Annotated in this window: 22 protein-coding genes; 12 read left to right on the forward strand and 10 right to left on the reverse strand. The window is 68.9% G+C overall.

What is annotated here, in order from left to right; genetic code table 11:
* The 3 genes from H7J06_RS25960 to H7J06_RS25970 are packed head-to-tail and all read right to left on the reverse strand — an operon-like array spanning window position 1 to window position 2,887.
* Window positions 1-1,254 (reverse strand): hypothetical protein, encoded by a 1,254-nt coding sequence (locus H7J06_RS25960; RefSeq protein ID WP_264042291.1) that lies wholly within the window; start codon window positions 1,252-1,254, stop codon window positions 1-3.
* Window positions 1,251-2,438, reverse strand: coding sequence for a sulfotransferase family protein (locus H7J06_RS25965; RefSeq protein ID WP_264042292.1), 1,188 nt, complete (start codon window positions 2,436-2,438; stop codon window positions 1,251-1,253). The genes H7J06_RS25960 and H7J06_RS25965 overlap by 4 nt, the downstream gene beginning before the upstream one ends.
* Window positions 2,439-2,443: 5 nt before the next feature.
* Entirely contained in the window at window positions 2,444-2,887 is a 444-nt protein-coding gene (locus H7J06_RS25970; RefSeq protein ID WP_264042294.1) for a nuclear transport factor 2 family protein, read from the reverse strand.
* 81 nt (window positions 2,888-2,968) lie between these two features.
* Between H7J06_RS25970 and H7J06_RS25975 the strand changes: the two genes are divergently transcribed.
* Window positions 2,969-3,859 (forward strand): SDR family NAD(P)-dependent oxidoreductase, encoded by an 891-nt coding sequence (locus tag H7J06_RS25975; protein ID WP_264042295.1) that lies wholly within the window; start codon window positions 2,969-2,971, stop codon window positions 3,857-3,859.
* Between the two features lie 6 nt (window positions 3,860-3,865).
* Here H7J06_RS25975 and H7J06_RS25980 read toward each other — a convergent pair whose 3' ends face one another.
* Window positions 3,866-4,663, reverse strand: coding sequence for an oxygenase MpaB family protein (locus H7J06_RS25980; protein WP_264042332.1), 798 nt, complete (start codon window positions 4,661-4,663; stop codon window positions 3,866-3,868).
* A 123-nt stretch (window positions 4,664-4,786) separates the two neighbouring features.
* Here H7J06_RS25980 and H7J06_RS25985 point away from each other — a divergent pair, with 123 nt between their 5' ends.
* Window positions 4,787-6,556, forward strand: coding sequence for an MOSC and FAD-binding oxidoreductase domain-containing protein (locus tag H7J06_RS25985; RefSeq protein ID WP_264042296.1), 1,770 nt, complete (start codon window positions 4,787-4,789; stop codon window positions 6,554-6,556).
* 7 nt (window positions 6,557-6,563) lie between these two features.
* Here H7J06_RS25985 and H7J06_RS25990 read toward each other — a convergent pair whose 3' ends face one another.
* Complete coding sequence (locus tag H7J06_RS25990) at window positions 6,564-7,217, reverse strand: DedA family protein (protein WP_264042297.1); 654 nt, start codon at window positions 7,215-7,217, stop codon at window positions 6,564-6,566.
* Window positions 7,218-7,282: 65 nt separating this feature from the next.
* On the opposite strand from H7J06_RS25990, the gene H7J06_RS25995 reads away from it, so the two are divergent.
* Window positions 7,283-8,209, forward strand: a complete 927-nt coding sequence (locus tag H7J06_RS25995) for an enoyl-CoA hydratase (protein WP_264042298.1) — start codon at window positions 7,283-7,285, stop codon at window positions 8,207-8,209.
* On the forward strand, window positions 8,202-9,347 hold the full coding sequence (locus H7J06_RS26000) for a thiolase family protein (protein WP_264042299.1): 1,146 nt from the start codon (window positions 8,202-8,204) through the stop codon (window positions 9,345-9,347). The genes H7J06_RS25995 and H7J06_RS26000 overlap by 8 nt, the downstream gene beginning before the upstream one ends.
* Window positions 9,348-9,350: 3 nt before the next feature.
* On the opposite strand, the gene H7J06_RS26005 is transcribed toward H7J06_RS26000, so the two are convergent.
* Window positions 9,351-10,649 (reverse strand): acyl-CoA dehydrogenase family protein, encoded by a 1,299-nt coding sequence (locus H7J06_RS26005; RefSeq protein WP_264042300.1) that lies wholly within the window; start codon window positions 10,647-10,649, stop codon window positions 9,351-9,353.
* Window positions 10,650-10,712: 63 nt separating this feature from the next.
* On the opposite strand from H7J06_RS26005, the gene H7J06_RS26010 reads away from it, so the two are divergent.
* Complete coding sequence (locus H7J06_RS26010; RefSeq protein ID WP_264042302.1) at window positions 10,713-10,910, forward strand: hypothetical protein; 198 nt, start codon at window positions 10,713-10,715, stop codon at window positions 10,908-10,910.
* Here H7J06_RS26010 and H7J06_RS26015 read toward each other — a convergent pair.
* Entirely contained in the window at window positions 10,907-11,539 is a 633-nt protein-coding gene (locus H7J06_RS26015; RefSeq protein ID WP_264042303.1) for a TetR/AcrR family transcriptional regulator, read from the reverse strand. The genes H7J06_RS26010 and H7J06_RS26015 overlap by 4 nt on opposite strands.
* Before the next feature lie 69 nt (window positions 11,540-11,608).
* On the opposite strand from H7J06_RS26015, the gene H7J06_RS26020 reads away from it, so the two are divergent.
* Genes H7J06_RS26020 through H7J06_RS26035 form a run of 4 tightly spaced genes read left to right on the forward strand, consistent with a single transcriptional unit; the run spans window position 11,609 to window position 15,468 of the window.
* Window positions 11,609-12,649, forward strand: a complete 1,041-nt coding sequence (locus tag H7J06_RS26020; protein ID WP_264042304.1) for a Rieske 2Fe-2S domain-containing protein — start codon at window positions 11,609-11,611, stop codon at window positions 12,647-12,649.
* A complete protein-coding gene (locus H7J06_RS26025; protein WP_264042305.1) occupies window positions 12,646-13,725 on the forward strand; it encodes an NAD(P)H-dependent amine dehydrogenase family protein in 1,080 nt (359 codons plus the stop codon). Before H7J06_RS26020 ends, H7J06_RS26025 begins: the two co-directional genes overlap by 4 nt.
* Window positions 13,726-13,759: 34 nt before the next feature.
* Complete coding sequence (locus H7J06_RS26030; protein WP_264042306.1) at window positions 13,760-14,761, forward strand: patatin-like phospholipase family protein; 1,002 nt, start codon at window positions 13,760-13,762, stop codon at window positions 14,759-14,761.
* A gap of 20 nt (window positions 14,762-14,781) precedes the next feature.
* Entirely contained in the window at window positions 14,782-15,468 is a 687-nt protein-coding gene (locus H7J06_RS26035; protein ID WP_264042307.1) for a 2-C-methyl-D-erythritol 4-phosphate cytidylyltransferase, read from the forward strand.
* On the opposite strand, the gene H7J06_RS26040 is transcribed toward H7J06_RS26035, so the two are convergent.
* The gene (locus H7J06_RS26040; protein ID WP_264042308.1) at window positions 15,446-16,177 is read right to left on the reverse strand and encodes an IspD/TarI family cytidylyltransferase; all 732 of its coding nucleotides are present in this window, start codon (window positions 16,175-16,177) and stop codon (window positions 15,446-15,448) included. The genes H7J06_RS26035 and H7J06_RS26040 overlap by 23 nt on opposite strands.
* Window positions 16,178-16,182: 5 nt before the next feature.
* Window positions 16,183-16,605 (reverse strand): PPOX class F420-dependent oxidoreductase, encoded by a 423-nt coding sequence (locus tag H7J06_RS26045; protein ID WP_264042309.1) that lies wholly within the window; start codon window positions 16,603-16,605, stop codon window positions 16,183-16,185.
* A 188-nt stretch (window positions 16,606-16,793) separates the two neighbouring features.
* On the opposite strand from H7J06_RS26045, the gene H7J06_RS26050 reads away from it, so the two are divergent.
* Together H7J06_RS26050 and H7J06_RS26055 are read left to right on the forward strand one after the other, a co-directional pair.
* Entirely contained in the window at window positions 16,794-19,640 is a 2,847-nt protein-coding gene (locus H7J06_RS26050) for an MMPL/RND family transporter (RefSeq protein ID WP_264042310.1), read from the forward strand.
* A 93-nt stretch (window positions 19,641-19,733) separates the two neighbouring features.
* Window positions 19,734-20,936 (forward strand): low temperature requirement protein A, encoded by a 1,203-nt coding sequence (locus H7J06_RS26055; protein WP_264042333.1) that lies wholly within the window; start codon window positions 19,734-19,736, stop codon window positions 20,934-20,936.
* A 5-nt stretch (window positions 20,937-20,941) separates the two neighbouring features.
* Here the strand turns inward: H7J06_RS26055 and H7J06_RS26060 are convergent, their stop codons facing one another.
* Entirely contained in the window at window positions 20,942-22,213 is a 1,272-nt protein-coding gene (locus tag H7J06_RS26060; RefSeq protein WP_264042311.1) for an MFS transporter, read from the reverse strand.
* Between the two features lie 166 nt (window positions 22,214-22,379).
* Between H7J06_RS26060 and H7J06_RS26065 the strand changes: the two genes are divergently transcribed.
* Window positions 22,380-23,021 carry a MerR family transcriptional regulator gene (locus H7J06_RS26065; RefSeq protein ID WP_264042312.1) on the forward strand — a complete coding sequence of 214 codons (642 nt, stop codon included), beginning with the start codon at window positions 22,380-22,382 and terminating at the stop codon, window positions 23,019-23,021.
* The last annotated feature ends 1 nt before the right edge of the window (window position 23,022 follow it).

Raw genomic sequence — 23,022 nt, forward strand, 5'->3', positions numbered from 1 at the left:
TCAGATCGTCCCCTCGGGCAGGCGGCGCAGATACGCGGCGCGACGGTCGGCAAGCTCGGTTGCGCGTTCGGACTCCGACACCCGGCGCAGCGTCGGAACGTCGGTCTCGAGCCGGTCCAGCGACACCACGCGGCCGCGGGCACCGAGGTCGTCGGCCGGTCCCTCGCCACCGAATTCGGCCATCCGCAGGGTCAGGATGCCCTCGGTGAGACCGTCGGAGTCGATCCAATTGGCGACGCCGGGATCGCATGGGGAGATGACGTAGGTGTAGGTGCCGTCGTCGTTGGGCACGGACTGGGACTTGTTGAGGCTGCCCGTGCGGTCGACGATGTCGAGGGTGGTGCCCCACACGTTGCTCAGCGGCACCGTGAAGTACTCGGCGCCACCGTCGCCGACGTCGACGACGAAGCACTCGCCCGGTCCCAGGTCGAAGCGGCCCATCACGTAGACCTGATTGCGCATGGCGCCGACCTTGTCCGCCGACCAGGCCAGGTTGAAGTCGTTGGGCGGCATCTTGTAGACGCCGTGGCTGAGCTTGCCGGTGAAGTTGGCGAAGTGGGCCATCATCGCCGCGGTGGCCTCGGCCTGTTCGTCGAGCGAGCGAGCCCGGGTCACGGGCGCGCCGCCCAACCGTTGCACGGTCAGGTGATTGGGGTCGTCGCGATCCCAGTTCAGCAGGACGTCGCGGATGTAGAACTCGTGCGCCGCCGGCGTGGACTGCACGTGGTTGGGACGTCCGCCGGGCGGATCGGCGTCGACGGTGACGGTGAACGACCCGTCGGACTCGACGTCCATCCTGCGGCCGTCGAGCACCGCGACCGTGCCCATGTTGGCGTCCCACAGCGTGAAGTAGTTCTCGGTCATGCGGTGGGCGCCGACGCGGCCGTGAATCTCGTAGCGTTCCTCACCGGAGATCGGAATCACCCGGTACACGCTGTCGGGATTGTCGATGCCCCAACGGGATCCGGGTATGCGGCGATCCGCGACCGGATGCGCGAGCCGGGTGATGCAGGTGACCTTCGGCCGCAACACGTCCTGGTTGGACGACCACATCGCCGCGGAGAACATCACCTCGGCGAACGCGGCGTCGAAGCGGGCGCGCATCGCCTCGGACGCCTTCGCGCGACTCAGCCACGTCTCGGCGACGCTGCGGTACGCCGCCGTGACCGTCGGATGCTCGACGAGCTCGAGTGCCGCCAGTTCCTGCTCGTGCTGCGACGCCGTGGCGACGGGGTCGGCGGTGTACTCGGTCAACGTGGTCTCCTCGATGACGAATCAGAACGGAATCTGGTGGCGTAGGCGGCGAAGCGCTCGTCGATCTGGGCGTCGTCGAGACCGAAGTCGCCTGCTGTGTACGGCGGTCGCGGTGCCTCGCGCGGGCGGTTCGCCAGCCATCGCCGCATCGCCGCCTCGGCGTGGGCGGTCAGCGGCAGGCCGATCGCGTCGTACACCCGGGCCACCTGGCCGATCGGGTCGGCGACCGCGTCGGCGAAGGCGACGTCGGTACAGACCGTCGCCTCGTCCGGCCAGCGGTCGCGGGTGGCCATCGCCCGATCGTTGGTCCACCCCATCCGCTGCAACCACTGGGCGCCGACGCGGTGGCGGTCGACCCGATCGGCGTGCATCGCGTGCAACGTGGCGTTGAGGCCCGCGCCCGACGGGATCGTCTCGCGCGGGTCGCGGTGCATGTGCACGATGTGCAGGTCGCCGAATTCGGCCCGCAGCGCGTCGAGGTAGCCCAGGTGCGCGGGCGACTTCAGCACCCATCGGTCGGCGGTCGCGCCGACCATCCGCTTCTGCCACTGCAGGAAACGAAGCATTCGGTGCAGATACGCGTACGCGGGCGCGAAGTCCTGCCCGTCGATCCAGGACCGGTAGCGGGGGACGTGGGCGCCCGACTCCGGCACGTGTGAGAGGAAGGCGTCGGAGAGGAAGACGATCTCCTCCTCCGGCTCGCGGGCGTACATGGGGTGGATCGCGAACAGCTCGGGTGCCAGTTCGCGCGAGATCGCCTCGCGCTTCTCGCTGACGACGATGCGGGGGTCCTCGGGATCCGACCACCGGTAGTCGAGCTTCGGTGCGGTCTCGACCACCTCCCACCCGTACGCGCAGTGGAAGCGGTCGTCGGCGGCGAGCAGTCGCTGCACCAGGGTGGTGCCGCTGCGCATCATGCCGACCACGACGATCGGCGCGACGATCTCCTCCCGCAGGATCTCGGGGTACCGCCGGATCCACTCCTCGGCGCGCAACCGCATCCGCAGGCTGTGCACCAGCCCGGAGCGCAGGACGTGGGCGCCGACGTCGTTGAGATCGGCCTGGGCGTAGTCCTCGGTCAGGACGCCGAGCGGTTCGGCGAACGGCAGGGGACCGAAGTCGTCGAGACCCTCCTTCTGCCGGGCGGTGGTCATCAGCTGAGCCGCCTCGAACGCGTGGGCCACGGCGGTCAGAACTTGAGGTGGTGGCTGACGTCGCCGACTTGGTCGACGAACATGGTGCGGCTGTCGAACCACCACCTGCCGTCGACGCGGTGGAAGGTGTCGCGGTAGTGACCCGTCACGATGATCTGCAACGGCAGGTCGGGGGTGGCCTGCGTGACGCAGTAGTAGGCGCTCGCCCGTGCGGTGCCCGCTTCGTCGTCGACCTCGACCCGGACGTTGGTGGTCAGGTGCTTGGTCTTCGGGGTGCCGTCGTCGTGAAGGCGCGTCGCCATCCCGTACATCCTTCGCACGCCGTCGATTCCGGAGAAGACCGTCTCCGGCGGCCCGTCCTCGACGCCGCAGATCCGGCCGTGCTCGAAGAGCGCGGCCACCCCGTCGAGGTCGCCGGCGTCGATCCGCTCGGCGTAGGTGTACACCAGGTTCTCGATCTGCCGCGCACTGTCAGTCATCGCCGCCAGTTTGGTAGACATGACCGGATTTGTGTCTATTTTCGGTGAATGCCTCCCCGGGGGTGCGGTTAGTCTCAGCCGGTGACATCTCACTGGTCGCCGACCCGACTCGGCAATCTGACCGGCAAGCGCGTCATCGTCACCGGGGCGACCAACGGCGTCGGCCTCGCGACGGCGGGCGCCCTGGCCCGCGCCGGCGCCCACGTGATCCTCGCGGTTCGCAACGTCGAGCTGGGCGCCCAGCGCGCCGCCGAGATCGGCGGAGACACGTCGGTGGTCAAGCTGGACCTCGCCGACATGTCGTCCGTCCGGGCCTTTCCAGGCCTGTTCGACGGCGACGTCGACGTGTTGGTCAACAACGCCGGGGTGGTCGCGCAGCGCCGGTCCGAGACCGCCGACGGCTTCGAGATGACCCTGGGCACCAACTTCCTCGGGCCCTTCGCGTTGACCAATCTCCTGTTGCCACGGGTGCGCTCGACGATCGTCAACGTCGCCTCCGACGCGCACAAGACCGGCAAGATCGGGCTCGACGACCCCCACCTGCGCGTCCGCAAGTGGTCGGCGTTCCCCGCCTACGCCCGCTCGAAGTTGGCGGTGATGCTGTGGGGCCTCGAACTCGACCGACGGTTGCGGCAGGCCGGCTCGCCCGTCACCAGCCAGCTGACCCACCCCGGGTGGGTCGCCTCCAACCTGTCGAACATGGCCGACGAGGGCGTGATGGCGGCGTTCCACAAGGTCGTGAAGACGGCGGCCGGCGTGCTCGCCAACGACACCGACGCGGGCGCGGCGCCGACGCTGTACTGCCTCAGCGAACCGATCCCGCCGGGCAGCTACGTCGGGATCGACAGCCGGCTGGGGCTCAAGGGCGCCCCGACGCTGAGCGGCCGCTCGGCAGAGGCGTGTGATTACGAGGTTGCCGCCCGGCTGGTGGACTTCGCCGAGAAGGAAACGGGCACAACCATTCCCGTGTGACGGGGGTCAGCCGCGGGCGAGGGCCCAGCGGATGCCGCCGACCAGGGTTCGGCCGGCAACCCGGACGGCGGTGGCCTCAAGAGGAGGCAGGTACGGCAGTCGCAACGGCAGCCGCGCCCAGGCCGGGAGCATGGCCACCGAGGTGGCCGCCAGCACCGCGTAGGGCGGCTTGGCCAGCAACGGCAGCGGGGGAGTGAGCAGCAGGAACTTTGCCGCCTCGCGGGCGGCCGCCGTACCGTCGAGCTCGGGCCGGTAATCCGAGATGCGTTGTCTCAGTTCGTCTTCGGTGCGCGGCGGGTCGAGCACTCCAAGCGCGGCGGCGACCCGGGCGGTGTCGGCGACGTAGTCGTCCCGGCCCTGCTGGTCGAGCGGACGCGCGCCGTACAGCTGGTGCGCCCGCAGGAAGCTGTCGACCTCGGCGACGTGCACCCATTCGAGCAGGTGCGGGTCCGAGGCCTCGTAGGGGCGTCCGTCGGCGGCCATCCCGTGGACGCGACGGTGGATGCCGCGAACCTTGTCGACGGCACGCTGGGCGTCGTCGGCCGGACCGAACGTGGTGACCGCGAGGAAGGTGCTGGTGCGCTGCAGCCGACCCCACGGATCGCCGCGGTAGTCCGAGTGGTCGGCGACGCCCGCCATGGCCAGCGGGTGCAGGGATTGCAGCAGCAGCGCACGCAGTCCGCCGACGAACATCGACGCGTCGCCGTGCACCCGTCTGATCGGACGGTCCTCGCCGAACCACCGCGGGCCGGGGGTGTCGTGGATGCGCGCGCGGTTGGCCGGACCCTCCGGGCCCGCCACCATCCCGAACAAACGCTGACCGAGGCCGTCACGCACCGTCGTCAATCCAGGCAGGGCCACGTAATCGACAGTACGCGCGGCGGGGTCGGTCTATCTTTTTCCACAGGCGACGGAAGGGTGACGGCGATGGCCACGTTGATCTCACTGAACGTCGGCCTTCCCGCCGACGTCGAGTGGAACGGACGAGTCGTCCACACCGGCGCGTGGAAGGCCCCGGTCGACGGACCGCGGATGGTGCGCAGTCTCAACGTCGACGGCGACGGTCAGGGCGACCTGGGCGGGCATGGCGGCGAGAACCGGGCCGTCCTGGTCTACCAGCTCGACTCCTACCGCCACTGGAACGCCGAATTCGGTCGCGACGACCTGACGCCCGGCCACTTCGGGGAGAACTTCACCGTCGACGGGCTGCCGGACGACGAGGTCTGCATCGGTGACCGGTACCGGGTCGGCGAGGCGGAGTTCGAGGTCACCCAGCCACGGGTCACCTGTTACCGGGTCGGCCTGCGGGTGGGGGTGCCGAGCATGGCGGCCCTGCTGGTGTCTCATCGCCGGCCGGGGTTCTATCTGCGGGTAATCGTCGAGGGTGAGGTGTGCGCCGGCCAGGAGATCGTGAAGGTCGCCTCGGGCCCCGAGGAGGTGACCGTCGCCGAGGTCGACGCCCTGCTGTACCTGCCCGGCCATCCCCGGGACAGCCTCGACCGGGCGCTGCGCGTGCCTGCGCTGAGCCCCGGTTGGAAGACGTCGTTGCAGAGTTTGGTGACGCAGGCGGACGGAGCCGCGGGCAACACCGGGCTGACCGCTGCGGCCAGCGCCCCGCCGCCCGCGTGGACGGGGTTTCGGCCGCTGCGCGTCACCTCGGTGCGCGAGGAGAGTGCCGACGTCCGGTCGTTGACGTTGGCCGACCCCGAGGGGGCTCTGCTACCGAATTGGTCACCTGGACAGTCGATTACGCTACGGCTGCGCCCAGATCCCACGGGGGCGGCCGTCCTGCGCAACTACTCGCTGTCCAATCCACCCGGCTCGGGGATCTACCGGATCGGAGTCAAGAAGGAACCGCACGGCCGGGGCAGCGGATACCTCCACGCCGGGGTGACGACGGGTGACCTGGTCGACGTCGCCGCTCCGCGTGGCACGTTCGCGCTCGCCATCACCGACGACCCCGACGGCCCACCGGTGCTGCTGGTGTCCGCCGGCGTCGGGATCACCCCGGTGCTGTCCATGCTGCACGCGCTCGTCGCGGCGGGTACGACCCGCGAGGTGTGGTGGTTGCACGGGGCGCGCGACGGGACGGCCGACGCGTTCGCCGCGGAGTGTCACGAACTCCTCGACAGGCTGCCCGGCGGCCGGTCGCACGTGTTCTACAGCCGGCCGGCGGCGGCCGACCGGATCGGCGTCGACTACACCGGGACGGGCCGTATCTCGGCCGCGGCGCTGGACGAGCTCGGACCGCCCAGGGACGCCGAGGCCTATCTGTGTGGTCCCGTCGACTTCATGACGGTGTTGACGGCGTCCCTCGCCGCGTACGGGTTGGCACCGGACCGCATCCACAGTGAAACCTTCGGTGCGACGGCAGGTCTCACGCCAGGCATTGCCGCGACCGCGTCCGTCCCGCCCCACGTGCCGGCGGGGGAGCCCGGGCCCGGGCCCGATGTCGGCTTCGCCCGCAGCGGACTCACCGTGCCGTGGGGGCCGGCGTATCCAAGCCTGCTCGACTTCGCCGAGGCGTGCGACGTGCCCACCCGATGGTCGTGCCGCACGGGGGTCTGCCACAACTGCGAGACGGCGGTGGTGTCGGGATCGGTGCGCTACGAACCGGAGCCGCTGGAACCGCCGGCCGACGGCAACGTCTTGATCTGCTGCGCCACGCCCGACGGCGAACTGGTGCTCGACCTCTAGCGGCGCGTCAGTTCCCTCGCAGCGTGTCCCAGTCGTGCTCGTCCTCCAGCTTCGCGATGGCCTTGCCGGTGCGCTCCTTCATCACCATCGTGAACACGACGCCGATCACCACGGCCAGCGCCAGCGCGACCCAGGAGAATCGGGACAGCCACTTCTCGGCGGCCAGGCCCAGGTAGTAGACGACGGCAGTGGTGCCGCCCGCCCAGAACACCGCGCCGGTTGCGTTGGCCGCCAAGAACTTTCCGTACGGCATCTTCAACGCCCCCGCGAGGGGGCCGGCGAAGATGCGGAGCAGCGCGATGAACCGGCCGAAAAACACCGCCCAGACGCCCCACCGGGTGAAGAGCCGTTTGGCCAGTGCGACGTGGCCGGGGCCGAAGTGCTTGGGGAAGCGTCTGCCGAGTCGTTCGAACAGGCCCATGCCGTACCGGTGGCCGATGGCGTATCCGATCGTGTCACCGACGATGGCTCCGATGGTGGCGGCCGTCGCCACGCCGACGGGGTTGACGTCGAGCTCGTGCCGCGAGGCCAACAGTGCGGCGCTGACCAGTGCGATCTCGCCGGGCAGCGGTATGCCGAGACTCTCCAGGCCGATGACCGCGCCGACGACGAGGTACACCGCGATCGGCGGGATGGTCTCCAGGAGCGCGTCGACGGTCACGCGCCAAGGATGCACTACGCGATACGGGGTTGGCCCGAATGTCGGGAGGAATAGAGTCGCACGGCATGGCCGACTACCGCTTCGTGACGTACGAGACCTTCGACGAAGGCACCATTGCCCGGATCATGCTCAACCGACCGGACCAGCGCAACGCCCAGCAGCGCGGGCTGCTCGTCGAGCTGAACGAGGCGTTCCTCCGGGCGGAGGCCGACGACGACGTCCGCGTGGTGATCCTCGGCGGCCACGGGCCGATGTTCTCCTCCGGGCACGACCTGGGTTCCAAGCAGGCCATGGCCGAGCACGCGCCGGGCCCCGACCAGCACCCCACCTTCACCGAGGGCGGCGCGACCCGCCAGGCGGCCGAGAAGCTGATGCTGCAGGAGTGGCACCACTTCTTCCAAAACACCCTGCGGTGGCGCAACTTGCGCAAGATCACCGTGGCGCAGGTGCACGGCGACGTGTACGCCGCCGCCCTGATGCTGATGTGGTCGTGTGACCTGATCGTCGCGGCCGAGGGGACCCGCTTCGCCGACGTGGTCGGCACCCGGCTGGGCATGTGCGGCGTCGAATACTTCGCCCACCCTTGGGAATTCGGCGCCCGCAAGACCAAGGAGCTGATGCTCACCGGCGACACCCTCTCGGTCGACGAGGCCTACCAGCTCGGCATGGTGTCCAAGGTGTTTCCCCTCGACCAACTGGCCGACCGGACGTTGGAGTTCGCCAGGCGGATCGCGAAGGTGCCGACGATGGCGGCCCTGCTGGTCAAGGAGTCGGTCAACCAGACCCAGGACAACCAGGGGTTCTACAACTCTCTGAACGCGTGCTTCACGCTCCACCAGCTCAACCACAGTCACTGGACCCAATTGCACGGCGGCGGATTTCCCGTGGCCAACGAGTCCGACGGCGTGCCCAACTGGCGGCAGGCACCGCCGGTGGTGCCCGCGGTGAAGAACGAGGTCCGCGCCGGTGGAAGCGAGCAGATCGATGCGTGAGACGGTCGTCGTCGGAGCGGTCCGAACGCCGGTGGGCAAGCGCAACGGCGGCCTGTCCGCCCAGCACGCCGCCGACCTGTCCGCGGTCGTGCTCACCGAACTCGCCGAACGCACCGGGGTCGACACCTCGGTGGTCGACGACGTGGTCTGGGGGTGCGTGTCGCAGGTCGGCGACCAGTCGAGCAACATCGGCCGGTGGGCGGTGCTGGCGGCGGGCTGGCCGGAGCACATTCCCGGCACCACGGTGAACCGGGCCTGCGGATCCAGTCAGCAGGCCCTCGACTTCGCCGTGCACGCCGTGATGTCGGGTCAGCAGGACGTCGTCGTCGCCGGCGGGGTCGAGGTGATGAGCCGGGTGCCGCTGGGCTCGGCGCGGGCCACCGGCATGCCGTATGGGCCGAAAGTGCTTGCCCGCTATGACGACTTCGCGTTCAACCAAGGGATCTCCGCCGAGATGATCGCGACGAAGTGGAACCTCTCAAGAGGCCGACTCGACGAGTACTCCGCGCAGTCGCACGAGCGTGCGGCCGCCGCGCAGGACGCCGGGGTGTTCACCGATCAGATCGTGCCCGTGTTCACCGAGGACGGCGTGGTGACCGCCGACGAGGGCATCCGGCGCGGCACCACCGCCGAGAGGCTGGCGGCCCTGAAGCCGGCCTTCACCGACGACGGCGTCGTCCACGCGGGCAACTCGTCGCAGATCTCCGACGGCGCCGCGGCCCTGCTGGTGACGACCGCGGAGAACGCCGTCACCATGGGGCTCACCCCGCTGGTGCGCTACCGCGCCGGGGCGGTCACCGGCGCCGACCCGGTGCTGATGCTGACCGGTCCGATCCCGGCGACCGCGAAGGTGCTGCACAAGGCCGGCGTCGGCATCGACGAGGTGGGCGTCTACGAGGTGAACGAGGCCTTCGCACCCGTCCCCCTGGCGTGGCTGGCCGAGACCGGAGCCGACGAGGCGCGGCTCAACCCGCTGGGCGGCGCGATCGCGCTGGGTCACCCGCTGGGGGCGTCGGGTGCGGTGCTCATGACGCGGATGATTCATCACATGCGCGACAACGGGATTCGGTACGGGCTGCAAACCATGTGCGAGGGCGGCGGCACCGCGAACGCCACCCTCGTCGAGCTCATCGCTTGAGCGTCACTGGTTGCCGATCTCGAGTTCGAGGTACTCGGCGTACTTCGCCCTCGCCGCGTCGCGCTTGCGCGGAATCCACTCCGTCGGCCACACGTCGGCACTGGCCCGGTAGTCCCGGAGCACCTGCCTGGCGACGGTGGTGCGGTGCACCTCGGTGGGGCCGTCGGCCAATCCCATCACGGCCGCGGCCGTCACCATCCCGAGGAACGGCATCTCGTTGGTGACGCCGAGGGCGCCGTGGACTTGCATTGCGCGCCAAGCGATGTCGTGCAGCACCGTCGGCATCTGAACCTTCACCGCGGCGATGTCCTTGCGCACCATCTTGTAGTCGTTGAACCTGTCTATTCGCCACGCGGTGTAGAGAACCATCAGCCGGAACTGCAGCAGTTGGGCGTAGGAGTCGGCGACGTACCCCTGGACGGCCTGCTTGTCGGCGAGCAGGCTGCCGGCGGTCTCGCGGCTCAGCGCGCGCTCGCACATCATGTCCAGCGCCTTCTGCGCCAGGCCGATCGTGCGCATCGCGTGGTGAATTCGGCCGCCGCCGAGGCGGGTCTGGGCGATGACGAACGCCTGCCCCTCGCCGCCGAGGAGTGCCGAACCCGGCACCCGCACGTCGGCGTAGTGGATCAGGGCATGGGAGCCCTGGCCCTCCGGTTCGCCGTGCAGGCCGGCGTTGCGCACGATCTCGACGCCGGGAGTGTCCGTGGGCAGGAGGAACATCGACATGCCCTGATATGGGCTGACGTCGGGGTTGGTCACGACCATCACGATGAGGAACGCCGCGGTACTTGCGTTGGAGGAGAAGTACTTCCAGCCGTTGATCACCCACTCGTCGCCGTCGCGAACCGCACTGGTGGTGAACTGGGTGGGGTCGGCGCCGCCCTGCGGTTCGGTCATCGAGTAGCTCGAGAAGAGCTCGCCGTCGAGCAGCGGCCGCAGGTAGCGCTCCTTCTGCTCTGGCGTGCCGAACTGCGCGATGATTTCGGCGTTGCCGGTGTCCGGAGCCTGACACCCGAAGACGACGGGCGCCCACTGCGACCGCCCGAGGATCTCGTTGAGCAGCGCGAGCTTGAGCTGACCGTAGCCCTGGCCGCCGTGCTCGGGGCCGAGGTGGGTGGCCCACAAACCCCGTTGGCGCACGCGCTCCTTGAGCGGGTCGACGACCCTGCGGCGCGTCTGGTCAAGCGGGGTGAACTGCAGGTGGGGCCAGATCAGGTCGAGGGGCTCGACCTCGTCGCGGACGAATGCGTCTGCCCAGTCGAGCAATTCCTGATACTGCGGATCGGTCTCGAAGTCCCACACGTGGCCTCCTTGCCAGTGGTCGCACCACGGGCGAGCATAACGCCGGGCTTGCACACTGGAACCATGACTGGACTTCGCGCGGCGGCAGTGGCATTCGGCGTGCTCGCGCTGTGCGCCGGCGGGTTGCAGCTGTGGGCCTTCGCGTCGAGTGACCATTCGCGACACCTCGTGGTCGGGGTGTTTGCGGTGGCGGTGGGCGTCAGCGTGCTGGCGGCCACGGCCTCGCGGAAGGGTCCGCGATGGCCGGGTGACCGGCGTTAGCGGTCCTCCGGCGAGGCGAGGTAGGCGACCAGCGCCATCGTCAGGGTCTCGCGTGCCACGTCGAGGTCGGCGTAGGAGCCCAGCCGGCGTTCCGACACCAGGCCCCGCATCGCGCCGGGGATCAGGGTCGCCACGTTTCGCACGCGGTCGGGCGAGAGGTCGAGGTCGGCGAAGGCCCGTTGACACGTCTCGAGCCAACTTCTCTCCCAGGACGCGAGCTCGGCGGCGGTGAGCGGGTAGAGCCGCTCGAGTTCGTCGGGATTGCGGGGGAGCGCGGCCCGCAGGTTCTCGATCGCGCGCGAATCCGACGACGACAGACCGTGATACAGCGTGTCGACGATGCGGCTGACGCGGCTGCGCAGCGACGTGTCGGGCTCCACCGGCGCGGCCAGCAGACCCGCCCGCCGCTCGGCGGTGCGGTGCAGGACCGCCGCCCAGAAGCCGTCGACGTCGCCGAACTGGTACTTCACCGTGCCCCACGTGGCACCGACGTCCTTGGCGATGCGGTTGGCCGACACCGACCCGGGCTGCCCGGACGCCAGCGACGTCAGGGCGGCTTCGAGGATGTTCTCTCGCGTGGCGAGGCCGCGACGGTTGGTGCGCCTTCCTACGCTGCCCGCCTCGGTCATCGGTGAATCATAGAACCCTCTACCAATCTTTGACAGAGCCATCTATCATTCGGATCGAAGGAGGCAGGGATGGCGAAGCCGCCGTTGTCGATGACACCGACCGGATGGTTCCAGGTGGCCTGGTCCGACGAGATCGCCGTCGGCGACGTGCACACCATGACGTACTTCGGTCGCGAACTCGTCGCCTGGCGCGCGGAGTCCGGACGGCTCACCGTGATGAACGCCTACTGCGAACACCTCGGCGCGCACCTGGGATTCGGCGGCACGGTGCTCGGGGAGGTGCTGCAGTGCCCGTTCCACGGCTGGCAATGGAACTCCGACGGGCGCAACGTCTGCATCCCGTACGAGGACCGGCCCAACCGTGGTCGACGCATCACGTCGTACCCGGTGACCGAACGCAATCAGTCCGTCTACGTCTGGCACGACACCGAGGGCCGCGCACCGTTCTTCGAGGCGCCCGACGTGTTCGCCAGCTTCGCGGGCGGGGCCACGGTCGAGGACTACTACCCGCAGCAACGGCTGTTTCGGCCGGGCCTCGAGCTGCACCCCCAGTACGTCCTGGAGAACGGCGTCGACTTCGCGCACTTCAAGTACGTCCACGGCACGCCGATCGTCCCGGTGTTCACCCGCCACGACTTCGCCGAGCCGGTGTCCTACGTCGACTTCACGATCACCTTCGAAGGTGACGACGGCCAGCGCATCGAGGACGTCGACAGCGGCGTCGAGGCCGTCAACGGGGGCTTGGGCATCGCGGTCACCAAGAGCTGGGGAATGATCGACAACCGGACCATCTCGGCGATCACGCCGGTCGACGAGTTCACCTCCGACGTGCGGTTCATGGTCTACATCGGCCGGCCCGCCGGACGCGCCGACCGGGATCCCGTCCGCGCCGAAACCAAGGCCCGCGCGTTCGGCGACGAGGTCATCCGGCAGTTCAGCCAGGACGTGCACATCTGGGCCCACCAGCGGTACTCCGACCCGCCGGCCCTCGCGAACTCCGAGCAGGAGGGATTCACCGCAATCCGCTCCTGGGCCAAGCAGTTCTATCCCGACGGCAGGGGCGGCAGTGCCGCCGAGCTGGCCGCCGCACCAGAGAGGCGAACGTCATGACCACCCCCATCACCGTCTTCCAGGTCGCCACCGGCAACGTCGGCAGCGAGATGATCAAACGCATTCAGACCCGTCCCGATCTGAAACTGGTTGGCGTGCATTGCTATTCGCCAGAAAAGATCGGCCGTGACGTCGGCGAGCTGGTCGGCATCGGACCCGTCGGCGTCACCGCCACCGGCAGCGTCGAGGACATCATCGCCGCCAAGCCCGACGTGCTGACCTTCCACGGGGTGTTCCCCGACGAGGACCTCTACGTCACGGTCCTCGAGGCCGGTATCGACGTGGTCACCACCGCCGACTGGATCACCGGTTGGCACCGCGACAAGAATCACCCCCACCCGTCCGGCCGGCTGGTGTCCCAGCTGCTGGCCGAGGCGTGCGAGCGGGGCGGCTCGACGTTCTACGGCACCGGCATGAATCCCGGCGTGAATCAGATTCTGGGCGTTGCCTGTTCGGCAGACGTCGCCGACATCGAGAACGTCACCACGCTCGAGTCGGTGGACGTGTCGTGCCACCACTCCAAGGACACCTGGATCGAGGTGGGGTACGGCCTGCCCGTCGACGATCCGTCGATCCCGTCGAGGCTGGAGAAGTACACCAGGGTCTTCGCCGACAGCGTGCTGATGATGGCCGACTGCTTCGGCCTGGAACTCGACGAGGTGACGTTCTCCTATGACCTGGGGGCGTGCACCAAGGACGTCGACCTGGGCTGGTACACCCTCCCCAAGGGCTCACTCGGAGGCAGCTACATCAAGTACCAGGGCATGGTCGACGGCGTGCCCAGGGTGGAGACCCACTTGGAGTGGCAGATGACACCGCACACCGACCCGAGCTGGGACATCAAGGGCTGCTACATCACTCAGATCAAGGGCGATCCCTGCATCTACAACAAGCACATGATCTTCCCCAAGCCCGGGGTCGACCTGTCCGACCCGGACAGCTTCGCGTCGATCGGCATGACCGTGACGGGAATGCCCGCCCTCAACGCGATCGAGTCGGTGGTCGCCGCGCCGCCGGGACTGCTCACCAGCGCCGACCTTCCACTGCGCGGATTCGCGGGACGCTTCCGGTCGTAGCCGGTTGTCGGGCGCGCCCCGTACCGTCGACGGCATGACAGAGGGCAAGCGTGCAGACCTGGTGCTCTCCGGAGGCGGCGTCAAGGGCGTCGGCCTGGTGGGAGCCGTCGTCGGACTGCTGGACGCCGGCTACCAGCCGCAGCGCGTCTCCGGCACGTCGGCGGGATCGATCGTGGGGGCCGTCGTCGCGGCCGCGGCCCACACCGGTGCGATGACCGGCGCGCAGGTCAAAGAGCTTGCGCTGCAGATCGATTACCGCAAGTTCCTCGATCCGGGTCCGGTGGAGCGGGTGCCGCTGCTTGGCCCGTCCGTGGCGTTGCTGCGCGGGTCGGGGATCTACCGGGGCGACTACATCCACGAGTGGGTCCGCAGCCACCTCGCCGATCTGGGCGTGGCGACCTTCGGCGATCTGGCCGTCGACGACGACGAGCTGCCGCCGGAGCAGCGCTATCGCCTGGTGGTCACCGTCGCCGACGTGACCACCGGACAGTTGGTGCGACTGCCGTGGGACTACCGCAGGGTCTACGGGCTGGACCCCGACGAGCAACTGGTCGCCGACGCCGTCCGCGCGTCCATGTCCATCCCGTTCTTCTTCCGCCCGGTGGAGCTGACCGCCACCTCGGGCCTGACCTCGACGCTGGTCGACGGTGGCCTGCTGTCCAACTTCCCGATCGACTCGCTGGACCGGACGGACGGGAAGGCGCCGCGCTGGCCGAGTTTCGGCGTCACGCTGCTGCCGAACCTGCCCGACGGCAACGACCAGGCCATCCCGGCGCTGGCCGCCCTTCGCGTGCTGGGGGCGCCACACCTGCTGGAGCAGGTCATCACCACGATGCTGGTCGGTCGCGACCAGGCGTACCTGAATCAGCCGTGGGTCGACGCCCGCGCCATCCGCGTGGATTCGACCGACGTCGGGTTCCTCGACTTCGACATCACCGACAACGAGCTGGAGGCCCAGTACCTCAAGGGGTACGGGGCGGCCGAGGAGTTCCTCGCCGGCTGGGATTGGGCGGCATATCTTCGCCGCTTCCGCTGATCGTCGCTACTGTCTCGACGATGAAGCAGTGCGCGGTGGTGCCGCTGACCCACGCCGAGGACGTCGACGCCGCCACGGTGCCGGTGGCGGGGGAGGCGCCGCTGGCGCGTGTCGTCCGGTCGGTGCTGGGCGTGGTGGCCGACGACGACGTCGTGGTCGCGACGCTGCCCACCCTGGCGGGCACCGTCCGAGAGTGCTTGCGCGCGGCGGGGTTGACGACCGCCGTCGCCGTCACCCGGGGCCCAGGCTCGCGCCGCGAGGCGATCCGGGCCGGCCTCGAGCACCTCGACGTCCACCCCCACGAGCCCGCCTCGGTGCTGATCTGCGATCACCGGTATCCGCTGTCGTCGGGCGCTGTCGCCGCCGGCGTGCTCGTCGCCTTGGCGGCCGGCGGTGACGTGGTGGTGCCCGTGCTGGCGGTGACCGACACCGTCAAGACCGTCGACGACACGGGCTCGGTGCTCAGTACGGTCGACCGCACCACGCTGCGGACGGTCCAGTACCCGCGCGGCTTCACCGCGTCGGCCCTGTGGCAGTTGGTCTCGGAGCTCCCGACCACCGGACTGGACGGCCTCGACGAATTCGACGCGGCCCTGCGCGCGGGGCTCGACGTGGGCGTGGTCGACGGCGACCCCGGTGCGGTTCAGGCGGAGTTGCCGCGTGACACGCATCTTTTGGAGGCCGTCATCGCGGGCCGACGCGACTGATCCTGTCCTGCAGGAGCCGCTCGGCGAGCCGAACGTCGGGGGCGAAGGTGACCTTGAGATTGGTGGCGGCACCGGGAAACACGCCGACGTCGACGTCGGTGTAGTTCTGCACGCACGACGCGGTGTCGGTGCCCTCGAAGCTGCCGCCCTCGGCGGCCAGGTACGCGGCCAGCAGCGGGCGGGCGCGAAATGCCTGCGGCGTCTGGACCCGGACGAGCGTGCCGTCGGCGGGGGAGAGCCGGCCGTCCGCGTCGGCCGCCACCACGTCTGCGGCGGGCAGCACGGGGATCGCGCCGCCGCGGGCGCGTGCCGTCGTCACCGCGGTGTCCATCATCGCCCGGGTGGCCAGCGGCCGGGCGGCGTCGTGAACCAGCACGACGTCGACGGCGCCGGACTCGATGTCGGGGGCCAGGTGGTGCAGCACGTTCTCCTCCGAGCCGTGGCGGGTGTCGCCGCCCTCGACGAGCTCCACGTCGAGCTGGGGCACCTCCGCGGCAAGGGTCCGTTCGGCGAGAGCGCGCTCGCCCCGGCGGAACACCAGGATCGTGCGGGTGACGGTCGTCGCCCGGGCCACCGCCTCCACCGACCACGACACCATGCTGCGGCCGGCCAACGGGAGATAGGCCTTGTTGCCGTCGGCGCCGACGCGCGTGCCCATTCCGGCGGCCAGGACCACGCCTACGGCGGCGGTCCGCGGCGTCTCGTGCATCCCCGTCACTCCGCGAGGTCGAATGCCTTGAGCACCTTGGTCGGCCGCACCCGCACCACGAGCTCGCCGGGCACGCCGTTGCGGCGCCCGTACTCCTCGGCCTTGTCGGCACCCATGTAGCGCGCTCCGGCGCGACTCGCGACGGCGACCAGCTCCTCGGGATCCTCGCTGAGCTCGGCGACGCCCTGCACCTGGACGAAGGAGTACGGCGGATGGGGATCGTCGACGCAGATCACCACGCGGGGGTCGCGTCGCAGCGCACGGCCCTTGGCGGTGTCCTTGCCGGTGTTGAACACCAGGGCCCCGTCGTCGACCACGAACCAGACCGGCGCCACCAACGGCCTGCCGTCGGCAGCCACGTATCCCAGCATCGCGGTGCGCGTGCCCTCGGACAGGAATGCGATCACGTCATCGGAGAGTTGGTCCACGGCGTCTACGGTAGGCCCGCCGACGGTCGCACGGGCCCATCCGGACGCCCCCGTGGACCCCTCCCTGAAATTGACAGAAACAGTTTGACGGCCTACATATATTGAGCGCGGCATTCCGCTCGCGGGTGGCGTCAATCGTGCCGATGACGCCCGTGCATCCGACATCTATGGGAGCCGGTGACCTCGAAATGAGTGACACGAGTCCGGCACGCTCGAAGATCGCCCACTTCATCCGCGCGTTCGCCCCCTTCATCGTCCTCGGCTGGTTCGTCCTGACCGTGGTGTCCAACGTCGCCGTGCCGTCATTGGAGAAGGTCGGCGAGGCGCACACGGTGTCGATGAACGCCAAGGACGCGCCGTCGATGCTGTCGATGCAGGAAATCGGCGCGACGTTCCAGGAGTTCAGCTCCGACAGCAACGCGATGATCATCCTGGAGGGGGACAAGCCGCTCGGTGCCGACGCCCACCGGTACTACGACGAGCTGGTCAAGAAGCTCGAGGCCGACACCGCCCACGTCGAACACATCCAGGACTTCTGGGGCGACCCGCTGACCGCGTCGGGCGCGCAGAGCAACGACGGCCTGTCCGCCTACGTCCAGGTCTACCTGCACGGCAACATGGGCGAGACACTGGCCAACGACTCGGTGAAGTCGGTGCAGCAAATCGTCGCCGACACGCCCGCACCGCCGGGGGTGAAGACCTACGTCACCGGCGGATCGGCGCTGGTGTCGGATCAAACCGAAGCCGGCAACACCAGCATCCTCATCGTCACGATCATCACGCTGGTGGTCATCGCGTTGATGCTGGTGCTGGTCTACCGGTCCTTCGTGACCATGCTGCTGGTGCTGTTCATGGTGTTCATGGAACTCGGCGCCGCCCGGGGCATCGTCGCCGTGCTCGGCTACTACCAGATCATCGGGCTCTCTACCTTCGCGACGAGTTTGTTGACGCTTATGGTCATCGCCGCGGGCACCGACTACGCGATCTTCCTCATCGGCCGCTACCAGGAGGCGCGCGGCGCGGGGGAGGACCGGGAGGCGTCCTACTACTCGATGTTCCGCGGGACCGCGCACGTCGTGCTCGGGTCCGGGTTGACCATCGCCGGCGCCATGCTTTGCCTCAGCTTCACCCGGCTGCCCTACTTCCAGACCCTGGGCGTGCCCTGCGCGGTCGGCACCGTCGTCGCCGTGATCGCGGCGCTGACCCTCGGACCGGCGGTGGTGACGATCGGCAGCCGGTTCCGCCGCATCTTCGAACCCAAGCGCGCGATCCGCTCCCGCGGCTGGCGCCGCCTCGGCACCGCGATCGTGCGGTGGCCCGGCCCCATCCTGGCCGCCACCATCGCGCTGGCGCTGATCGGCCTGCTGGCCCTGCCGAGCTACAAGACCAGCTACGACAACCGCAGGTACCTGCCGGCCGACATGCCGGCGAACGTGGGCTACGAGGTGGCCGACCGGCACTTCAACGCCGCCCGGATGAACCCCGAGCTGCTGATGATCAAGAGCGATCACGACCTGCGCACGTCGGCGGACTTCCTGGTGATCGACAAGATCGCCAAGGCGATCTTCCACACGCCGGGCATCTCGCGGGTGCAGACGATCACGCGCCCCGACGGCAAGCCGATCAAGCACAGCACCATCCCGTTCCAGATCAGCATGCAGGGCACCGCATCGAAGCTGAACGAGAAGTACCAGCAGGATTCGTTCGCCAACATGCTTCAGCAGGCCAACGACATGCAGACCATGATCGACACGCTGACCCACATGCTGGCGTTGATGGACGAACTCTCGGCCAACATCAACGAGATGGCGGCCAAGATCACCGATCTCGCCGCGACGGTCGGCGAACTCCGCGACAACATCGAGAACTTCCAGGACATGTTCCGGCCCCTCAAGGCGTACGTGTACTGGGAGCCGCACTGCTACGACATCCCGTTGTGCGTGGCCGGGCGGGGCATCTTCGACGCGCTCGACGGCACCAGTTCCCTCACCGACCAAATCGGCGGTCTGGTCACCGACACCCAGAAGCTGGCCGCGCTGACCCCGCAACTGGCGGCCACGCTGCGACCGCAGCTCGAGCAGCTCCGGTCGGTCAAGCAGATGCTGCTGACCACCTACCAGGTCCAGATGGGCTTCCAGAACCAGCAGTCGGCGATGTCGGACAACGCCACCGCGATGGGGGACGCGTTCGACGCCGCCCGCAACGACGACACGTTCTACCTGCCGCCGGAGATCTTCTCCAACAAGGACTTCAAGCGCGGGATGAAGAACTTCATCTCGCCCGACGGGCACGCCGTCCGGTTCATCATCAGCCACGAGGGCGACCCCGCGACCGTCGAGGGCATCAACCACATCGACGCCATCAAGCAGGCCGCCAAGGAGGCCGTCAAGGGCACTCCGTTAGAGGGCTCGTCGATCTACCTGGCCGGCACGGCAGCCACCTACAAGGACATGCGCGACGGGTCGTACTACGACCTGCTGATCGCCGGAATCTCCGCGGTCACGCTGATCTTCATCATCATGCTGATCATCACGCGCGCACTCGTCGCGGCGGCGGTGATCGTCGGCACGGTGCTGCTGTCGCTGGGGGCCTCCTTCGGCCTGTCGGTGCTGCTGTGGCAGCACCTCCTCGGCCTGGAACTGCACTGGATGGTGCTGGCGATGTCGGTGATCCTGCTGCTCGCAGTGGGTTCGGACTACAACCTGCTACTGGTGTCCAGGATGAAGGAGGAGCTGCCCGGCGGGCTCAAGACCGGCATCATCCGCTCCATGGCGGGCACCGGTTCGGTGGTGACGTCGGCCGGGCTCGTCTTCGCCGCGACGATGGCGACGTTCGCCTTCAGCGATCTGGTCGTCATGGGCCAGGTGGGCACCACGATTGCGCTCGGCCTGCTGTTCGACACCCTGATCGTGCGGACCTTCATGACGCCCGCGATCGCGGCGCTGATGGGCAAGTGGTTCTGGTGGCCGACGGTCGTGCGGTCGCGGGCGGCCATGCGCGTTCCGCCGCCGCCGGAGCCCGCGCCCACCCGCTGAATCCGGTACGGTCAACGGCCGTCGGAAGGAGCAAGTCGGGTGAACGAACCGGAGCCGTCGACCCCCGCCGTGCGGGCCCACCGCGTCCAACGGATGGCCGGTCGTGACCCGCACGAGCGCCACCGCGTCGCCACTCCTCTGGAGCTGCTGTTCGACCTGACGTTCGTCATCGCGTTCGGCGTCGCGGCGTCGGAGTTCGCCCACGCGCTCGCCGCCGGCCACGTCGGCGTCGGCTTCACGGGGTTCGTCTTCGCGACGTTCGCCACCTGCTGGGCGTGGATCAACTTCACCTGGTTCGCCTCCGCCTACGACACCGACGACTGGGTGTACCGCTTCCTGACGATGCTGCAGATGGTCGGCGTGCTCGTCCTCGCGCTCGGCATCCCGCCGTTCTACGCCTCGATCGAGCACGGCGGCCACCTCGACAACGCCCTGATCGTCGCCGGCTACGTCGTGATGCGCGTGGCGATGGTGGCCCAGTGGCTGCGGGCCGCGCGCCAGGATCCGCAGCGCAGGCGGGCCAGCCTGACGTACGCAACGGTGATCACCGTCGTCCAGGTCGGGTGGATCGCCTCGATCTTCCTGCCACTGTCGGTGACGTTCGGGCTGGTGGTGTTCGCGCTGTTGGCGTGCGCGGAGATGGTCGGCCCGTGGCTCGCGGAATCGCGCCGCGGTGGGACGCCGTGGCACGCCCACCACATCGCGGAGCGGTACGGGCTGCTGGCCATCATCGCGCTCGGTGAGGGCGTCGTCGGCACCGTGGCGTCGTTGACGGCCGTCGTCGGCGAACACGGGTGGACGCCGGACGCCGCCATCCTCGCCATCTCGGGCACCGGGCTGACGTTCGGGATGTGGTGGATCTACTTCGCCGTGCCCACCGCCGACCTGCTGCACCGCCACCGCGAACGCTCCTTCTGGTTCGGCTACCTCCACATCGCAGTGTTCGGGGCGATCGTGGCCACGGGTGCCGGACTCCACACCGCCGCCTACTACGTCGAGGAGCAGTCGACCCTCGGCTCGACGGGCACGGTGCTGTCGGTGGCCATTCCCGTCGGCATCTACATCGGGCTGGTCTACCTGCTCTACGGGCTCATGGTCAGGACGTGGGACGTACTACACCTCGTGCTGGTGGTGCTGACCGTCGGCACGCTCGGGGCCGCGGTGGTGGCGGCGTCGGCCGGTGTCCCCATGACGGCGTGCCTGCTGATCGTCACACTGGCGCCGTTGATCAGCGTCGTCGGGTTCGAGGTCATCGGGCACCGGCACATGTCGGCCGCGCTCGCCAAGGACGCGTAGGCCGCCTACCTCTCGGTGGCGTCCACCTCGAACGACTCCAGCAGGGAACGTTCCTGCTCGGCCGCCAGCAGGCGTCGGGTCTTCCTGCGGGTGATCAGGATGCCGATCACCGCGATCGCCCACACCGCGTACTGCACCGTCCACGCCTGGCGGAACGAGTCGAAGGAGTAACCGCCCGCAGCGCCGAGCAGGACGCCCATCGCCTGCATCACCAGCAGCGACGCGATGAAGCCGCCCATGTTCACCATGCCCTGGGCGGTACCGAGGGTGGCGCTCGGATTGAACGTCCTGGCGAAGTCGAACCCGACCATCGACCCGGGACCCCCGGCCGAGATGACCACGACCAGGACGACCAGCAGCCACAGCGGGGCGCGGCTCGGGAGCGCCAGGATGACGGTCCACATGACGGCGTTGCTGGCGATGATCGTGAGGACGATCCACGACCGCCGGTGCGGATACCGGCCGGTGAGGATGCCGATGAAGACGCCCGCGCAGATCGCGGAGACGACGGAGACCGTCAACAGCGCTCCGGCTACGTGGGCGGATTGACCTTGGGCGACGGTCAGATAGGGCACGCCCCACATGAGGCAGAAGACGGTGACCGAGAACTGGGTGCCCATGTGCGTGAAGAACCCGAGTCGGGTGCCGGGGCGTAGCCACACCGTCTTCACGCTCGACAGCACAGCGCCCACCGACAGATTCTCGGCCGCCACGACCCGCCCGTGCGGAGTGTCTCTGACCACGGCCAGGGCCAACACCATGGCGAGTACGCCGAAGGCGGCCACCGACACGTACGCGGTCGCCCAGGTGGTCCCGGTGAGCAGGGCCAGGAAGGGCAGCGCCGAGAGCACCTGCCCCAGCTGTCCGCAGATTCCGGTGATCTGCGTCAGCAACGGCACCCGGCGTGGCTCGAACCAGCGCGGCACCAGGCGCAACACCGAGATGAACGTGAGGGCGTCGCCGAGCCCGACGACGGCCCGGGCTCCGATGGCCAGTGGCAACGACTCGGTGAGGGCCAGGAGCAGCTGGCCGCCGGCCATGAGCGCGGCCCCCGCCACGATCAGCACCCGCGAGCCGTAGCGGTCCAGCAGGATCCCGGCCGGGACCTGGGCAGCCGCGTAGACGACGACCTGAAGCACCACGAAGGTCGAGAGAACGCTGGGGCTGGCGTCGAACCGCTCGGCGGCGTTGAGCCCCGAGACGCCTAGCGTGGTGCGGTCGAGTACGGCGACGACGTAGGCAAGCAAGCCCGTCGCCCACACCATCCATGCACGCACTCGGACAATCGTCGCGCACCGACGTACCCGATGGCGAATCGACTCGTGCAACATGACGCGAGCGTGCAAATCTCGCAAACTTCTGGGAGGGTCTACAGTAGGCCAATGGCTCGTTGCGGACGCGCGGTGACTAAGGCCGTGACCGGCTGTTTGAGGGAGTATCCAGGTGGTTGAGTATCGTCTCGGCGAGTTGTCCGAACTCTCCGGGGTAAGTATCCGCAACATTCGCGCCTATCGTGAGCGAGGTCTCCTCGACCCGCCGCGCCGCGAGGGGCGCTCGGCCTACTACGACGGCCGACATCTGTCCCAGTTGGGGACCATCAACGAGCTGCTGCGCAAGGGATACACCTCGGCCCACATCGCGGAATTCCTCTCCAGCATGCGCGAGGGGCACGACCTGGCCGACATCCTCGGACTGCAGCAGGCCGTCTTCGGTGAGCCCCACCCGGCGCCGACCGCGGCCGTCGACATCGACGCCGACGGCGACGAGGCTCGACGCCTGGTGCGGCACGGGCTGGCCGAGGTCGTCGACGGTCGCCTGACGCTGGTCGACCCGAACATCGCCGAGGTGGTGGTCGCCGCCGACGAGCCGCTGCGCTACGTCCAGACCATCCTGCGGGTGGCCGACGGCGTGGCCGACCAGCTCGACGAACTGGCGAAGTCGGTGGTGGAGTCGCTGGAGGAGAGCCTGCTGGCCGGCGACGGGCAGCGGCTGGCCACCGATTACCAGACGCTCGGGCGGCGGGTGGTCACCGATCGCTTCGAGGACGTCCTGCAGCGCTACCTGACGGCCGCCGACAAGGGCTAGT

This window comes from Mycolicibacterium hodleri (genome assembly GCF_025822245.1).
Lineage (GTDB): Bacteria > Actinomycetota > Actinomycetes > Mycobacteriales > Mycobacteriaceae > Mycobacterium > Mycobacterium hodleri.

Bases quoted from the DNA above. Each gene is read 5' to 3' on its own strand.
- H7J06_RS25970 (WP_264042294.1), bottom strand. From the start codon at position 2,887: ATGACTGACAGTGCGCGGCAGATCGAGAACCTGGTGTACACCTACGCC.
- H7J06_RS25980 (WP_264042332.1), bottom strand. From the start codon at position 4,663: ATGGTGGCGGGCCCGGAGGGTCCGGCCAACCGCGCGCGCATCCACGAC.
- H7J06_RS25985 (WP_264042296.1), top strand. From the start codon at position 4,787: ATGGCCACGTTGATCTCACTGAACGTCGGCCTTCCCGCCGACGTCGAG.
- H7J06_RS25995 (WP_264042298.1), top strand. From the start codon at position 7,283: ATGGCCGACTACCGCTTCGTGACGTACGAGACCTTCGACGAAGGCACC.
- H7J06_RS26000 (WP_264042299.1), top strand. From the start codon at position 8,202: ATGCGTGAGACGGTCGTCGTCGGAGCGGTCCGAACGCCGGTGGGCAAG.
- H7J06_RS26010 (WP_264042302.1), top strand. From the start codon at position 10,713: ATGACTGGACTTCGCGCGGCGGCAGTGGCATTCGGCGTGCTCGCGCTG.
- H7J06_RS26015 (WP_264042303.1), bottom strand. From the start codon at position 11,539: ATGACCGAGGCGGGCAGCGTAGGAAGGCGCACCAACCGTCGCGGCCTC.
- H7J06_RS26020 (WP_264042304.1), top strand. From the start codon at position 11,609: ATGGCGAAGCCGCCGTTGTCGATGACACCGACCGGATGGTTCCAGGTG.
- H7J06_RS26025 (WP_264042305.1), top strand. From the start codon at position 12,646: ATGACCACCCCCATCACCGTCTTCCAGGTCGCCACCGGCAACGTCGGC.
- H7J06_RS26030 (WP_264042306.1), top strand. From the start codon at position 13,760: ATGACAGAGGGCAAGCGTGCAGACCTGGTGCTCTCCGGAGGCGGCGTC.
- H7J06_RS26035 (WP_264042307.1), top strand. From the start codon at position 14,782: ATGAAGCAGTGCGCGGTGGTGCCGCTGACCCACGCCGAGGACGTCGAC.
- H7J06_RS26040 (WP_264042308.1), bottom strand. From the start codon at position 16,177: ATGCACGAGACGCCGCGGACCGCCGCCGTAGGCGTGGTCCTGGCCGCC.
- H7J06_RS26050 (WP_264042310.1), top strand. From the start codon at position 16,794: ATGAGTGACACGAGTCCGGCACGCTCGAAGATCGCCCACTTCATCCGC.
- H7J06_RS26055 (WP_264042333.1), top strand. From the start codon at position 19,734: ATGGCCGGTCGTGACCCGCACGAGCGCCACCGCGTCGCCACTCCTCTG.